The following is a 13,546-nucleotide window of genomic DNA, read 5'->3' as shown; positions in this document are numbered from 1 at the left end:
CGTCTTCGCGGCTGGCGCCATGGACGATCAGCTTGGCGACCATCGAGTCGTAATAGGCCGGCACGCGGTAGCCGGCGCGCGCGTGGGTGTCGATGCGCACGCCCCAGCCGCCGGGCACGTTCATGTCGGTGATGCGGCCCGGCGAGGGACGGAAGTTGCGCGGGTCTTCGGCGTTGATGCGGCACTCGAAGGCGTGGCCGCGGCAGGCGATGTCGGCCTGGGTGAACGCGATGCGCTCGCCGCGCGCGACGCGGATCTGCTGCTGCACGATGTCGATGGCCGAGGTGAGCTCGGTGACCGGGTGTTCCACCTGCAGCCGCGTGTTCATCTCGATGAAATGGAAGGCGTCGTTCTCGTACAGGAACTCGAAGGTGCCGACGCCCACGTAGCCGATGCGGCGGCAGGCGTCGGCGCAGCGCTCGCCCACCTGGGCCAGAAGCGCCGCGGGGATGCCGGGCGCCGGGGCTTCCTCGATCACCTTCTGGTGGCGCCGTTGCAGCGAGCAGTCGCGCGACCCCAGCCACATGGCGTTGCCGTGCCTGTCCGCCAGCACCTGGATCTCCACGTGGCGCGGGTGCAGCAGGAACTTCTCGATGTAGACCTCGGGGTTGCCGAAGGCGCGGCCGGCTTCCTCGCGCGTGACGGCCAGCGCCGCCAGCAGCCCGGACTCTTCCTGCACCACGCGCATGCCGCGGCCGCCGCCGCCGCCCGCTGCCTTGACGATCACCGGATAGCCGATGTCGCGCGCGATGGCGCGGATGCGGCCGGCGTCGTCCGGCAGCGATGCGTCGGGGCCGGGCACGCAGGGCACGCCGGCCGCGCGCATCGCGCGCTTGGCCGAGACCTTGTCGCCCATGGTGCGGATGCACGCCGCGCTGGGGCCGATGAACGTGAGGCCGGCTTGCTCCACCTTTTCGACGAAGCCCGCGTTTTCGGAGAGGAATCCGTAGCCGGGATGGATGGCCTGCGCACCGCTCACCTGCGCCGCGGCGAGGATCGCTGCCTGGTTCAGGTAGCTCCGGGCGGGCGCGGCCGGGCCGATGCACAACGCCTGGTCGGCGAGCGCCAGGTAAGGCGCTTCCTTGTCGGCATCGGAATACACCATCACCACGCGCAGCCCGAGGCCGCGGCAGGCGCGCAGCACGCGCAGCGCGATCTCGCCGCGGTTGGCGACCAGGACCGTGTCAAACATGTTCCACCCGCTCGATGGTGACCAGCGGCTGGCCGGCCTCGACTTCCGTGCCCGAGGGCACGAGGACGGCCGCGACGCGGCCGGCGCACTCGGCCCGGACTTCGTTGAACACCTTCATGGCCTCGATCGTGCAGATCATCCGTCCCGCTTCGATGACATCGCCCACCTTCACGAAGGCCGGCTGGCCGGGCCCCTGATGCAGGTGCACGACGCCGAACATGGGCGCGCGCACGGCTTCGGGGCCGGATGGAGTCTTCGCCGCAGGAGCTGCCTCATCGCTTGGCGAGGCGGAAAACGGCCCGCGCGCCGGCACGGGTTCCGCGCGCGCAGCGGCGCCGCCGCGCACGAGCCGCAGCGTCCAACCTTCGTGGCTGACCTCCAGTTCCTGCAGGTCGGACGCGGCCATCGCGTCGATGAAGGTCTTGATCTGCGGCGCTTCCATGGCGTTCAGTTGATCGCCTTGGCCTCGAGCGCATCCAGGAAGGAGCGGTCCCAGCGGCCGGCGCGGATCTCCGCCATCTGCGCTTCTTCCTTCTTCTGCTGCGCCAGCGCCTTGTCGATCAGCGCCGCGGCTTCGCTGGCCGGGAACGCCAGCAGGCCGTCCTGGTCGCCGACGATGATGTCGCCGGGGTTGACGACCATGCCGCCGATGCACACCGGCACGTTGATCTCGCCGGGGCCGTTCTTGTACGGGCCGCGGTGATTGGCGCCGCGCGCGTACACCGGGAACTCGCGCTCGCGGATCTCGCCGACGTCGCGGATCGCGCCGTCGACCACGATGCCCACCAGGCCCAGCATGGCGCCGCCGGCGCTCATGATGCCGCCGAGCACGGCGTTGGTCAGGTCGCCGGCCGCGTCGATGACCAGCACGTCGCCGGGGCGGCAGTCATCGAAGGCGCGCAGGGTCGTGAGGTTGTCGCCGCCGCGGCAGCGCACGGTGACCGCGGTGCCGGCCATGGTGAATTTCGTCGGCTTGCTGTACTGCTGGAGGCCGACGCTGCCGGTGCCGCGGTGCAGGTTGTCGCTCAGCAGCGGCAGCGGGATCTGGCGCAGCGCCTCGATATGCCGGGCGTCGGCCTGCGGCGAAGAAGGATGGCGGCGGGCGCCGAATTGCGTCATGGTGGGTCCTTGTCGTGGACGGCGAACACTGCCGAACACGGACAGCGTAGGCACCGCCCCCGGTCCGCACAAAGACCGATTGCGTATTTCCAGATAAGGTTCGCTTATGGAACCGTGGCGGCCTTGGCGGGCGCCTTCGCCTTCGGGAAGCTGCCGGGGATCTCCGCCACCAGCTCCAGCAGGATTTCCTTGACCGCCTGCGCCGGCTCGGACAGCGGCAGGTGGTCCGATTGGCAAAGCGCCAGCGGCGCCTCGATGGCCGGCTCGACGATGCGCGATTGCCAGGCGTCGCACTCCACCACCAGCTCGCGGGCGAGCGACGCGGGCGCGATGGTCGCGCCCAGGCCTTCGCGCATCACCGCCGCCAGCGTTTTCGCCGATTCGATCTCGGCCACCACGCGGGCCGCGACGCCGCCGACGGTGCAGGCTTCGTCGACCAGCTTGCGCACGTAGTTGTAGCCGCGCGGCAGGTAGAGCTCGTAGTCGGCCAGCGCGGCCAGCGGCACCGTTTCCTCCGGCGCGCTCAGGGATTCCGGGCCGACCAGGTACAGCGGCTCGCGCAGCAGCGGCACGAACAGCAGGCCGTGGACGGCGGTGCGGCCGCCGTAGAGCACGGCGAGGTCCATGCGGCCGGACATGATCAGCTCGGACAGCGTGGTGCCGTAGTTCTCGTTGAGGTAGGGCACGATGCCCGGGTGGCGCGCGCGCAGGATGCGCAGCAGGGGCAGCGCCAGCGTCGCCGCCAGGGTGCCCGGCGCGAGGCCGACGGAGACCGAACCGGACAGGCCGCGGCTGGCCGCGTGCATGTCCACCACGGCCTGGTCGCACTGCCGCAGGATGGACTGGGCATGGCGGTACAGGACCTTGCCGGCTTCGGTGGGCGTGACGCCGCGCTTGGTGCGCAGCAGCAGCTGCTGCCCCACCTCGCCCTCGAGGGTGGCGAGCTGCTGGCTCAAGGCGGGCTGGGCGATGTGCAGCAGGTCCGCGGCCTGCGTGAGGCTGCCGACGTCGACGATCTTCACGAAGTACTTCAGCCGCCGGAGGTTCATGCGGGCCATTCTCCATCCATAAGGATTGCCTATCAAGGCAGACCCAAACCGTCTTGGCGTTTCCGCGCGGGGCCACCTACCGTTAGGCCCGTCACATCCCCTAGGACGCCATGAACACCCCCCGATTCGCGGCCCGGCTGCGCCGCATCAAGCCGTCCCCCAGCACCGCCGCCGCCGACCGCGCCAGCGAGCTGCGCCGCCAGGGCAGGTCGATCGCCAACCTCGTGATCGGCGAGCCGGACTTCGACACGCCGGCGCACATCCGCACTGCCGCGGCCGAAGCCATGAACAAGGGCCAGACCCGCTACACGCTGATGGCCGGCACGGTGGAACTGCGGCAGGCGATCGTCGCCAAGCTGGAGCGCGAGAACGGCCTGCGCTACGGGATGGACGAGATCATGGTCACCAGCGGCGCCAAGTCGGCCATCCACAGCGCGCTGGCCATCACCATCGAGTCCGGCGACGAAGTGATCATCCCGGCGCCCTACTGGGTGTCGTACCCCGACATGGTGCTGGCCTGCGACGGCACGCCCGTCACCATCGCCTGCCCCGAGGCCAGTGGCTTCAAGCTGACGCCGCGGCAACTGGAAGCGGCCATCACGGACCGCACGCGCTGGCTGCTGCTGAACTCGCCGAGCAACCCCACGGGCGCCAGCTACACCGTCGCCGAATACCAGGCACTTGCCGCGGTGCTGGAGCGGCATCCGCAGGTGCAGGTGATCACCGACGACATCTACGAGCACATCCGCTACGACGGCCAGCGCACGCCGCACTTGCTGAACGCGGCGCCGCAATTGCGCGATCGCACGCTCGCCATCAACGGCGTGTCCAAGACCTATGCGATGACCGGCTGGCGCATCGGCTGGGTCGCCGGCCCGCGTGCCTACATCCAGGCGCTGGACACGCTGCTGTCGCAGTCCACCGGCAACTGCTGCTCCATCAGCCAGGCCGCGGCCGCGGCCGCGTTGAACGGCGACCAGGGCTTCGTCACCGAAAGCGTTGCCATCTACAAGCAGCGCCGCGACTTCATGGTGCAGGCCATCAACGCGATCCCGGGCCTCAGCTGCCGCACGCCCGACGGCGCGTTCTACCTGTACGTCAACTGCTCCGCCCTGATCGGGCGCACGACGCCGCAGGGGAAGAAGCTGAAGGACGACACCGACGTGGTGATGTACCTGCTGGAAGGCGAGGGCGTCGCCGTGATCGCCGGCACGGCCTACGGCCTGTCGCCCTTCTTCCGGCTGTCGATCGCGACCTCGCTCGACAACCTCGAGGAAGGGGCGCGGCGCATCGCGCGCGCGGTCAAGGCGCTCGACTGAACACCGCCATGAACAAAGTGGTGGTGATGGGCGTCGCGGGCAGCGGCAAGTCGGTCCTGGCGGAGCAGCTCGCCCGCCATCTGGGCTGTCCGATGGTGGAGGGCGACGACTTCCACCTCGCGGGCAGCCAGGACAAGATGCGCGCCGGCATCCCGCTGGACGACGCCGACCGCGAGCCCTGGCTGGACCGCCTCGGCGCCTTGCTGGCGATCGGCAGCGGCGACCTGGTGCTGGCTTGCTCCGCGCTGAAACGCAAGTACCGCGAGCGGCTGCGGTCGCACGTGCCGGGCCTGCGTTTCGTGTATATCGAGATCGACGTGCAGACCGCGGCGCGGCGCGTGGCCGCGCGCACGGCGCACCTGTTTCCCACGAGCCTGGTGACGTCGCAGTTCGCGGCGCTGGAGTCGCCGGTGGGGGAAGAGGGCGTGTTCGAGGTGTCGGCGCTGCAGGACACGGAAGTGCAGGTGGGCGCCGTGGCATATTGGCTGGCGGGGGATGCCCCCACCCCGGCCCTCCCCCGGAAGGGGAGGGAGCAAAGACAAGGAGTCTGAATGCAATCGGTCCTGGACAGTTTCAGCCTGAAAGGGCGCATCGCGCTGGTCACCGGCTCGAGCACGGGCATCGGGCTGGCGCTCGCGCGCGGCCTCGCAGCGGCCGGCGCCGAGGTGGTGCTCAACGCACGCAACGAGGACAAGCTGCAGCAGGCCGCGGCGACGCTGCGCGAAGAGGGCGCCCAGGTGCATGCGGTGGCTTTCGACGTCACCGACAAGGCAGCGGTCACGCAGGGCATCGCGCGGATCGAGCGCGAGATCGGCCCGATCGGCATCCTGGTGAACAACGCGGGCCTGCAGCGCCGCGCGCCGCTGGAGGAGTTCGCCGAGTCCGACTGGCACACGCTGATGAAGACCAACGTGGACAGCGTGTTCTTCGTCGGCCAGGCGGTGGCGCGCCCCATGATCGAGCGGCGCCGCGGCAAGATCGTCAACATCTGCTCCGTGCAGAGCGAGCTGGGGCGGCCCGGCATCGCGCCGTACACCGCCAGCAAGGGCGCGGTGAAGATGCTCACCAAGGGCATGGCCATCGACTGGGGCCAGTACGGCATCCAGGTCAACGGCCTCGGGCCCGGCTACTTCAAGACCGAGCTGACGCAGGCGCTGGTGGACAACAAGGAATTCAGCGCCTGGCTGGTGGGCCGCACGCCGTCGCGCCGCTGGGGCGACGTCGAAGACCTGGTGGGCGCCGCCGTGTTCCTGGCGAGCGACGCCTCCAACTTCGTCAACGGCCACATCCTCTATGTCGACGGCGGCGTGACCGCCACCCTCTGAACACCATGGAAGCACTCGTCATCCACGCCCCCGGCGACCTGCGCATCGAGGACGTCCCCACGCCGCAGATGGGGCCGCAGCAACTGCTGGTGCGCGTGCGCTGCGGCGGCATCTGCGGCTCCGACCTGCACTACTACCAGCACGGCGGCTTCGGCACCGTGCGCATCCAGCAGCCCATGATCCTCGGCCACGAAGTGGCGGGCGTGATCGAATCGGTCGGCGGCGATGTCACCGGCTTCAGCGTGGGGCAGCGGGCGGCGATCACTCCCAGCCGCCCTTGCGGCCTGTGCCGCTACTGCCAGCAAGGCCTGCAGAACCATTGCCTGGACATGCAGTATTACGGCAGCGCCATGCGCATGCCGCACGTGCAGGGCGCGTTCCGCCAGCAGATCGTGGTGAACCCCGCGCAGGTGCACCTGCTGGCCGACGGCGTGAGCGATGCCGAGGGCGCGCTCGCCGAGCCGCTCTCGGTCGCCCTGCACGCGGTGCGCCGGGCCGGGCCGCTCGTGGGCAAGAACGTCCTCGTCACCGGCAGCGGACCGATCGGCGCCTTGCTGGTGATCGCGGCGCGCCGCGCCGGCGCCACCCACATCACCGTGACCGACGTCGCCGAAGCACCACTGCGCACCGCGCTGAAGGTGGGCGCCGACGAGACCCTGAACGTCGGCCAGGACGCGCAGGCGCTGGCCCGCTACGAGGCGGACAAGGGCTTTTTCGACGTCCTGTTCGAAGCGAGCGGCAACGAGCGCGCGCTCGCCGGCGCCTTCGCGGTGCTGCGCCCGCGCGGCGTCATCGTGCAGGTGGGCCTGGGCGGCGGCCCCATGAACCTGCCGGTCAACACCATCGTGGCCAAGGAGTTCGACCTGCGCGGCGCCTTCCGCTTCCACGAGGAATTCGCGACCGCCGTGGCGCTGCTGAACAAGCGGCTGGTGGACGTCAAGCCGCTGATCTCCGCCACGCTGCCCTACCGCGACGCCAGCCGCGCGTTCGCGCTGGCGGCGGACCGCTCGCGGGCCATGAAAGTGGTGCTGGACTTCGACTGACCCGGCCTCAACCGTCCACGGGGTTCGCCGGCGTTTCCAGGACAAGCTGGTAGAACGCCGCATCCAGCCACCTTCCGAACTTGAACCCGACCTGCTGGAAGGTGCCCGCGTGGACGAAGCCCAGTCGTTCGTGCAATGCGATGCTGGTCGTGTTGCTGGCGTCGATGCAGGCGACCATGACGTGCACGTTCGCCGCGCGTGCCCGCAGGATGAGTTCGTTTGTCAACAAGCGGCCGAGGCCTCGCCCGCGATGCGCATGGTGCACGTAGACGCTGTGCTCCACGCTGTACTTGTAGGCCGGGAACGCGCGAAAGGTGCCCCAGCTCGCGAAGCCCACCAGGGTTCCTGCCGCGTCGACGGCCCCGACGACGGGAAAGCCGTTCGCGCGCTTCGTCGCGAACCATGCCGCCATGGCATGCGGGGGGCGGGGAACGTAGTCGTAGAGCGCCGTCGAGTTGACGATGGCCTCGTTCAGGATGTCGAGGATGGCCGGCGCGTGTTCGGCTTCGGTGCAGTCGATCAGACGGTCGGGCATTTTCGATCGTGTGGGTTGGAGTGGCGTCCAATATATTCGCGTTCGTGCGCGAACTCGAACACATCCTGGCCCTCTTCGCCGCAGCGGTCCTGCTCGCCGCCGCCGCGCGGCGGGCGGGTGCGCCGTATCCCGTGTTCCTGGCGATCGGCGGCGCGCTGCTGGCGTTCATCCCCGGCGTGCCGAGTCCCACCTTCCCGCCGGAACTGGTGCTGGCGCTGTTCGTCGCGCCCATCCTGGTCGATGCCGGCTACGACGCCTCGCTGCGCGACCTGCGCGACAACTGGGCGCCGCTCCTGGGCCTGGTCGTCGTCGCGGTGGGGCTTACGACGGCGGCCGTGGCCGTCGTTGCGCACGCGCTGGTGCCGGGCCTGCCCTGGGCCGCCGCGATCGCGCTGGGCGCCATCGTGGCTCCGCCCGATGCCGTGGCGGCCACCGCGGTGCTGCGGCCGCTGCATCCGCCGCAGCGCATCCTCGGCATCCTCGAAGGCGAGAGCCTGCTGAACGACGCCAGCGCGTTGCTGATCTATCGCCTGGCCGTGGGTGCGGTGGCAGCGGGCAGCTTCTCGGTGCAGACGGTGGCGCCGACCTTCCTGCTCGCGGTGCTGGGCAGCCTGGTCGCCGGCCCCGTGCTGGGCTGGCTGGTGCAGCGCCTGCTGGAAAAGGTGCAGCACATCCCCACGGCGATCATCCTGCAGTTCGTGGGCACCTTCACCGTGTGGCTGCTCGCCGAGCACGCGGGCCTCTCGGGCGTGCTGACCACGGTGTGCTTCGCGATGACGCTGGGACGCACGGCGCCGGGCCGCACGCCGGCGCGCATCCGCCTTCCCACCAATGCGGTGTGGGCGACGGTGATCTTCGCGCTGAACATCTTCGCCTTCATCTTCATCGGCCTGCAGATCCGCCCGATCCTGGTGGAACTGGCGCCGGTGCAGCGCGAGCAATACCTGCTGGTCGCCGCCGCCGTGCTGGCCACGGTGATCCTCGTGCGCATCGCCTGGCACATGGCCTTCAACTTCGCGATCCGCTGGCGCGACCGCCGTTTCGGCTTCCATCCGCCGCGGCCCATGCTGCGGCCCACCGTGGGCAGCGGGCTGGTGATCTCCTGGGCCGGCATGCGCGGCATCGTCACGCTGGCGGCGGCGCTGGCGCTGCCCGCCGGATTCCCGGCGCGCGACCTCATCGTGCTGACGGCGTTCTCGGTGGTGCTGGGCACGCTCCTGATCCAGGGCCTCACGCTGAAGCCGCTGCTGCGGGCGTTGAACCTGCGTGACGGCGACCCCGTGGGGCACGAGGAGGATGCAGCGCGCCGCCGCCTGCTCGAAGCGGCCTACGCGCAATTGCCACCGAACGGCTCGCCGGCCGTGGACCTGGTGCGCAAGGACCTGAAGATGTGGCTGGGGCACGTGCACCGCCGCGACGGCCCGCAAGGGTCCTTCGGCGCCGAGTACGACGCGGCCTACCGCGGGGCCTTGCGCGCCGCGCGCGAAGTGCTCCTCGCGATGCGCAACAGCGGCGAGATCGGCGACGACGCCTTCCACACGCTGGAGAACGACCTGGACTGGATGGAGGTGTCGGATCCGCTGCGGGCGGCGAATGCGGATGCGACGGAGTAGGGGGAGCCGGTCTGTCCGATCGCGCCCGGGGTAAAACTCCTGCGGTACCCATCGCGCCTTGTCTCCGACCGGCAGCAGAGTGCGTTCAGCACGGGGCGAGGGACTGCTTTGGGGTCGGAAGCAGCCGTGCCTCCTCTCCTGTCTGGCGAAAGCAAGGGTGGAATGCGTCGCTTGCGTTCCGCGGAGACCTGTATGACTGTACAGGTTGGCGACACGTGATGACGCGCGGCATCGCCAATGACCTACAGGCGCTCTGTAGGGATTCTCACAACGTGCCCATCGGGCCAGTCGTGACGAACAGAGCAATTCTCATCAGAATGGTGCCATGGAGTCCCCGATCCCTACACGCTCGCAACAGGCACGGCTACTCAATGCTGCCGCGCTGTTCGCGCGCACTCGGTTCTGCGGGATCGTGAAGCTGTACCGACTCACTTACCTGCTTGACGTGACGCATTTGCAGCGGACAGGCACTACTGTGACAGGGCAGACATATCTAGCGTACAGCGTTGGTCCTGAACCTAGCTACCTTTCCAGCCTCTTTGAGCGCGGCCACCCGCGGGCACCTCTTGATGAGTCTTTGGCCGTACGCACCGACGAGAGTATTGACGTGTTTGGGCGACTGCTGTTGCCCAAGCAACCACCACTCCGGACAGACTTCACTCCACAACAGGTCGATCTAGCGAATTCGCTCTTCGAGCGATATCGCGAGGCGCATTGGGCAGAGGTCGACGTCAACTCTGACAACGGCGCATACGCTGCGACATGGGCACATGGTAGAGGGCACGGTCGTGTCATTGACCTGGTACGAACCATTTCTATGGACGATCCTCATGCAGAGTACGCTCTAGAGCGGTACCGGGAAGATCAACTACACCTGCGAACCCTGAATACGCATTTTGGCAATGCAGCCTAAGCTGCAAGCCGGCCAGGTTTGGACCAATCCACGCTACTACCAAGACGACAATGGCAAGTGGCATCGGAAGCATATTCTCGTCTTAGCGGTCGACGAATATGACGTAACCCATAGACCATTTACCAAGGTCGAACGCGCCAGAGCTACGACGCCACCTTGCGGTCATGAGCCGCAGTACCGCCCTGCGTACTTCGTCGGTCCAGGTTTGCTCGCGTGCTTGCCGCTCCCCACGTGGGTGGACCTTTCCTTCCGCGACGATGACGATATCCAGCACTGGGAACGCCTATTTCGCGCAGGCTTACTTATCTTCGTTGGGACTATGCCGCAGGGAACTTTCTGCGAGGTCCTGAAGTGTGCTGCGGCGTCGAACGGAACTACAGACCGGCAGCGCAGAAAGCTACTGGACGTTCGCAGCCAGTTGGGTTGCCAGTAGACCATCGTGTCCCCATCGGCGAATAGGTGGATGCCGCGATGTCCGCTTTCGGCCAGTAGCTGCCGTCCGCAACGCAATCCGCGCGAAGCCTCCGGCGCAGCCTACCTTACGCCTTCCGGATCGCCGCCTGCAAAAACGGCCGCAACTGCGTGGCCCGCTCTTCCCACGCCTCGATCGCACCCAGCGACTTGAGCGTCATCCCGATCTCGTCCAGCCCTTCCAGCAGCGCCTCGCGCTCACCCGCCGCGATCTCGAACGGCATCACGAAACCGCCGGGCCCGCGGATCTGGCAGGCCTCGAGGTCCACCGTGAAGGGCTCGAGCCCGTCCACCGCTTGCACGCGCTCCCGCACCTGCCGCATGCGTTCGGCGTCCAGCGTCACCGGCAGCACGCCGTTCTTCAGGCAGTTGTCGCGGAAGAATTCGGCGGGGCTCTCGCCGATCACGCAGCGCACGCCGAACGCGCGCATCGACCACACCGCGTGCTCGCGCGAGCTGCCGCAGCCGAAGTTCTGGCCCGTGACGAGGATGGGCGCGCCCGCGTACTGCGGCCGCTCCAGCACGAAGTCGCTGATCGATGTGCCGTCGGGACGGCGGCGCATGTAGGCGAGGAAGCCCTCGGCCATGTCGGCGTTCAGGTCCTTCAGCCAGGCCGAGGGGATGATCTGGTCGGTGTTGACGTCGTCCTGCGGCAGCGGTGCCGCCGCGCCCGTCACGCTGCGAAAGGGTTCCATCAGGCGTCCTCCGCCGGCAGCCAGTCGCGCACGTCGACGATGTAGCCCGCGAGGGCGGCGGCCGCGGCCATCTCGGCGCTCGCCAGGTGCGTGCGCACGCCGCGGCCCTGCCGGTTCTCGAAATTGCGGTTGGTGGTGGACACGACGCGTTCACCGGGCTGGCCGACGTCGCCGTTGGCGCCGGCGCACATCGAGCAGCCGGCATTGCGCCATTCGAAGCCCGCGTCCACGAAGATGCGGTCCAGGCCTTCGCGTTCGGCCTCGCGCTTCACTGTGCTGGAGCCGGGCACCACGATGGCCTTCACGCCCGGCGCGACCTTGCGATCGCGCACCACCGCGGCGGCAGCGCGCAGGTCGGGCAGGCGGCTGTTGGAGCACGAGCCGATGAACACGCGGTCGACCGGCACGCCGGCCAGCGGCGCACCGGCTTCGATGCCCATGTAGGCGAGCGCCGCGGTCGTGCGTTCCTCGGAGCCGCCCGGCACCGGCTCATCCACGCCGATGGCCTGCGAAGGATCGGTGCCCCAGGTGACCTGCGGCGCGACCTGGCTGCAGTCGACGGTGATCTCGCGGTCGAACTTCGCATCCGCGTCGGTGGGGAGCGTGCGCCACCAGGCGACGGCTTCGTCCCACGCGGCGCCGGTCGGCGCATTGGCACGGCCGCGGACCCATTCGATCGTCTTCTCGTCCGGCGCGATCAGGCAGGTGCGGCCACCCCATTCGATGGTCATGTTGCACAGGGTCATGCGCGCCTCGATGTCGAGCGCGCGGATCGCCTCGCCCGCGTATTCGACGGCATGGCCGCGGCCGGCGTCCACGCCGACGGTGCGGATCAGGTGCAGCGCGAGGTCCTTGGCGCCGACGCCGCGCGCGAGGCGACCCGTGAAGTTCACCCGCATCTGGCGCGGTCGCGTGAGCGCCATCACCTGCGTGCTCAGCACGTGCACCAGCTCCGTCGTGCCGCAGCCGAAAGCGAGGCAACCCAGCGCGCCGACGGTGGAAGCATGGCTGTCGGGGCAGGCGAGGGTGAGGCCAGGCAGCGCGATGCCGAGTTCCGGCGAGACCACGTGCACGATGCCGTGCTCCGGCGACTCCACGTCCACCAGCGACACCGCGTGCTTCTGCGCGCCGAGCTTCGTGGCGTCGATGTGCGCAGAGCGCAGCGGCATGCCGCTGCGCGTGGGCACCGTGTGGTCCTGCACCACGAGCGTCAGGTCGCGCCGGCGCACCGTGTGCTTGTTGGCATCCAGCTCGTGAAAGGCGTGCGGCGCGTGGAGCTCGTGCACCACGTGGCGGTCGATGTACAGCAGCTCGCGGCCGTCGCCGCGCGTGCCCACGTGGTGGAAATCCCAGATCTTGTCGAACAGCGTCTGGCTCATGCGCGCCTCACAAGGCCCTGGGCGCATCGCCCAGGAAGCGCTCTTCCATCGAAAGCCAGTCGTCGAGGCCCAGCACGCCGTTGTAGTCGCCGAAGCTTCCCATCAGGTCGCGCACGGCGGCCGTGTCGCGGTCGCGGTGCAGCGCGCCCAGCGCATCCTGCACGGCCTTTACCACCGCGTAGCGCACCACGCCCGCGTGGATCGCGAAGGAGCAGCCGACGGCATCGAGCACGTCGTCGGTGAGCAGGGTGGTGGGCGGCGTCTCCTGGATCACCGCCACCAGCGGCGCGCGCACGACGTCGGCCACGTAGCGCAGCTCCTCCGGCGTGTTGGCGCCCATCACGAGAGCGGCATCGGCGCCGGCTTCGACATAGGCCCGACCGCGCGCGGCGGCATCTTCCAGTCCGTGCATCGACTTCGCATCGGTGCGCGCGATGACGAGAAATTCGCGCGAGCTGCGCGCCTCGACCGCCGCGCGGATCTTGGTGACCATGTCCTCGCGCGAGGTGACCGGGATGCCTTGCGGCAGCAGGCCGCAGCGCTTGGGCGTGACCTGGTCCTCGATGTGGATTCCGGCGATGCCCGCGGCTTCGAAGTCGCGCACCGTGCGCACCACGTTCAGCACGCCGCCGTATCCCGTGTCGGCGTCGCACAAGAGAGGGATCGTGAGGTTGCGCGCGATGCGGCCGGCGTGCTGCACCACCTCGGCCATTCCGAGCAGCCCGACATCGGGTGCGCCCAGGATGCTGGCGGAAACCGCATTGCCGGAGAAGGCGACGGCGGGAAACCCGATCTGCTGCGCGATGCGCGCCGTGAGCCCGTCGTAGGCCCCCGGCAGCCGCACCACCGAGCCGCGCTCGAGCAGGCGGCGCAGGGTCGTTGAGCTCATGTTG

General features: G+C 69.0%; 13 protein-coding genes. 5 read left to right on the top strand and 8 right to left on the bottom strand.

The features are described from left to right. From VF522_RS08160 to nac, 4 genes are all read right to left on the bottom strand, one after another. The coding region (locus VF522_RS08160; protein ID WP_330907739.1) for an acetyl-CoA carboxylase biotin carboxylase subunit at positions 1-1,192 on the bottom strand (1,192 nt) is incomplete at its 3' end. Further along, entirely contained in the window at positions 1,185-1,634 is a 450-nt protein-coding gene (locus tag VF522_RS08155; RefSeq protein WP_330907738.1) for an acetyl-CoA carboxylase biotin carboxyl carrier protein subunit, read from the bottom strand. The genes VF522_RS08160 and VF522_RS08155, both read right to left, overlap by 8 nt. 5 nt (positions 1,635-1,639) lie before the next feature. Further along, positions 1,640-2,311 (bottom strand): RraA family protein, encoded by a 672-nt coding sequence (locus VF522_RS08150; protein WP_330907737.1) that lies wholly within the window; start codon positions 2,309-2,311, stop codon positions 1,640-1,642. Positions 2,312-2,415: 104 nt separating this feature from the next. Further along, positions 2,416-3,360 (bottom strand): nitrogen assimilation transcriptional regulator NAC, encoded by a 945-nt coding sequence (gene nac, locus VF522_RS08145; RefSeq protein ID WP_330907736.1) that lies wholly within the window; start codon positions 3,358-3,360, stop codon positions 2,416-2,418. Between the two features lie 110 nt (positions 3,361-3,470). Here nac and VF522_RS08140 point away from each other — a divergent pair, with 110 nt between their 5' ends. The 4 genes from VF522_RS08140 to VF522_RS08125 are packed head-to-tail and all read left to right on the top strand — an operon-like array spanning position 3,471 to position 7,047. Further along, a complete protein-coding gene (locus tag VF522_RS08140) occupies positions 3,471-4,679 on the top strand; it encodes an aspartate transaminase (RefSeq protein ID WP_330907735.1) in 1,209 nt (402 codons plus the stop codon). A gap of 8 nt (positions 4,680-4,687) precedes the next feature. Further along, positions 4,688-5,230 carry a gluconokinase, GntK/IdnK-type gene (locus tag VF522_RS08135; protein WP_330907734.1) on the top strand — a complete coding sequence of 181 codons (543 nt, stop codon included), beginning with the start codon at positions 4,688-4,690 and terminating at the stop codon, positions 5,228-5,230. Then, entirely contained in the window at positions 5,231-6,004 is a 774-nt protein-coding gene (locus tag VF522_RS08130) for a glucose 1-dehydrogenase (protein WP_330907733.1), read from the top strand. A gap of 5 nt (positions 6,005-6,009) precedes the next feature. Further along, positions 6,010-7,047, top strand: a complete 1,038-nt coding sequence (locus tag VF522_RS08125; RefSeq protein ID WP_330907732.1) for an L-idonate 5-dehydrogenase — start codon at positions 6,010-6,012, stop codon at positions 7,045-7,047. Between the two features lie 7 nt (positions 7,048-7,054). On the opposite strand, the gene VF522_RS08120 is transcribed toward VF522_RS08125, so the two are convergent. Continuing rightward, positions 7,055-7,582: an N-acetyltransferase family protein gene (locus tag VF522_RS08120; RefSeq protein WP_330907731.1), complete on the bottom strand. Its 528-nt coding sequence runs from the start codon at positions 7,580-7,582 to the stop codon at positions 7,055-7,057. A 44-nt stretch (positions 7,583-7,626) separates the two neighbouring features. Between VF522_RS08120 and VF522_RS08115 the strand changes: the two genes are divergently transcribed. Next, positions 7,627-9,195 (top strand): sodium:proton antiporter, encoded by a 1,569-nt coding sequence (locus tag VF522_RS08115; RefSeq protein ID WP_330907730.1) that lies wholly within the window; start codon positions 7,627-7,629, stop codon positions 9,193-9,195. A gap of 1,452 nt (positions 9,196-10,647) precedes the next feature. Here VF522_RS08115 and leuD read toward each other — a convergent pair. The 3 genes from leuD to VF522_RS08100 are packed head-to-tail and all read right to left on the bottom strand — an operon-like array spanning position 10,648 to position 13,542. Further along, on the bottom strand, positions 10,648-11,274 hold the full coding sequence (gene leuD / locus VF522_RS08110; protein ID WP_330907729.1) for a 3-isopropylmalate dehydratase small subunit: 627 nt from the start codon (positions 11,272-11,274) through the stop codon (positions 10,648-10,650). Then, positions 11,274-12,653: a 3-isopropylmalate dehydratase large subunit gene (leuC, locus tag VF522_RS08105; protein ID WP_330907728.1), complete on the bottom strand. Its 1,380-nt coding sequence runs from the start codon at positions 12,651-12,653 to the stop codon at positions 11,274-11,276. The genes leuD and leuC overlap by 1 nt, the downstream gene beginning before the upstream one ends. A 7-nt stretch (positions 12,654-12,660) precedes the next feature. Next, entirely contained in the window at positions 12,661-13,542 is an 882-nt protein-coding gene (locus VF522_RS08100) for an oxaloacetate decarboxylase (RefSeq protein WP_330907727.1), read from the bottom strand. Positions 13,543-13,546: the final 4 nt, after the last annotated feature.

The organism is Ramlibacter sp. (assembly GCF_036383835.1).
Lineage (GTDB): Bacteria > Pseudomonadota > Gammaproteobacteria > Burkholderiales > Burkholderiaceae_C > Ramlibacter.
The sequence above is the reverse complement of the archived record's forward strand: the minus strand, read 5'-3'. Positions and strand labels throughout refer to the sequence as shown.

Excerpts from the sequence above, each read along its gene's own strand:
- VF522_RS08155 (WP_330907738.1), bottom strand. The coding sequence starts at position 1,634 with ATGGAAGCGCCGCAGATCAAGACCTTCATCGACGCGATGGCCGCGTCC.
- VF522_RS08150 (WP_330907737.1), bottom strand. The coding sequence starts at position 2,311 with ATGACGCAATTCGGCGCCCGCCGCCATCCTTCTTCGCCGCAGGCCGAC.
- nac (WP_330907736.1), bottom strand. The coding sequence starts at position 3,360 with ATGAACCTCCGGCGGCTGAAGTACTTCGTGAAGATCGTCGACGTCGGC.
- VF522_RS08140 (WP_330907735.1), top strand. The coding sequence starts at position 3,471 with ATGAACACCCCCCGATTCGCGGCCCGGCTGCGCCGCATCAAGCCGTCC.
- VF522_RS08135 (WP_330907734.1), top strand. The coding sequence starts at position 4,688 with ATGAACAAAGTGGTGGTGATGGGCGTCGCGGGCAGCGGCAAGTCGGTC.
- VF522_RS08130 (WP_330907733.1), top strand. The coding sequence starts at position 5,231 with ATGCAATCGGTCCTGGACAGTTTCAGCCTGAAAGGGCGCATCGCGCTG.
- VF522_RS08125 (WP_330907732.1), top strand. The coding sequence starts at position 6,010 with ATGGAAGCACTCGTCATCCACGCCCCCGGCGACCTGCGCATCGAGGAC.
- VF522_RS08120 (WP_330907731.1), bottom strand. The coding sequence starts at position 7,582 with ATGCCCGACCGTCTGATCGACTGCACCGAAGCCGAACACGCGCCGGCC.
- leuD (WP_330907729.1), bottom strand. The coding sequence starts at position 11,274 with ATGGAACCCTTTCGCAGCGTGACGGGCGCGGCGGCACCGCTGCCGCAG.
- leuC (WP_330907728.1), bottom strand. The coding sequence starts at position 12,653 with ATGAGCCAGACGCTGTTCGACAAGATCTGGGATTTCCACCACGTGGGC.
- VF522_RS08100 (WP_330907727.1), bottom strand. The coding sequence starts at position 13,542 with ATGAGCTCAACGACCCTGCGCCGCCTGCTCGAGCGCGGCTCGGTGGTG.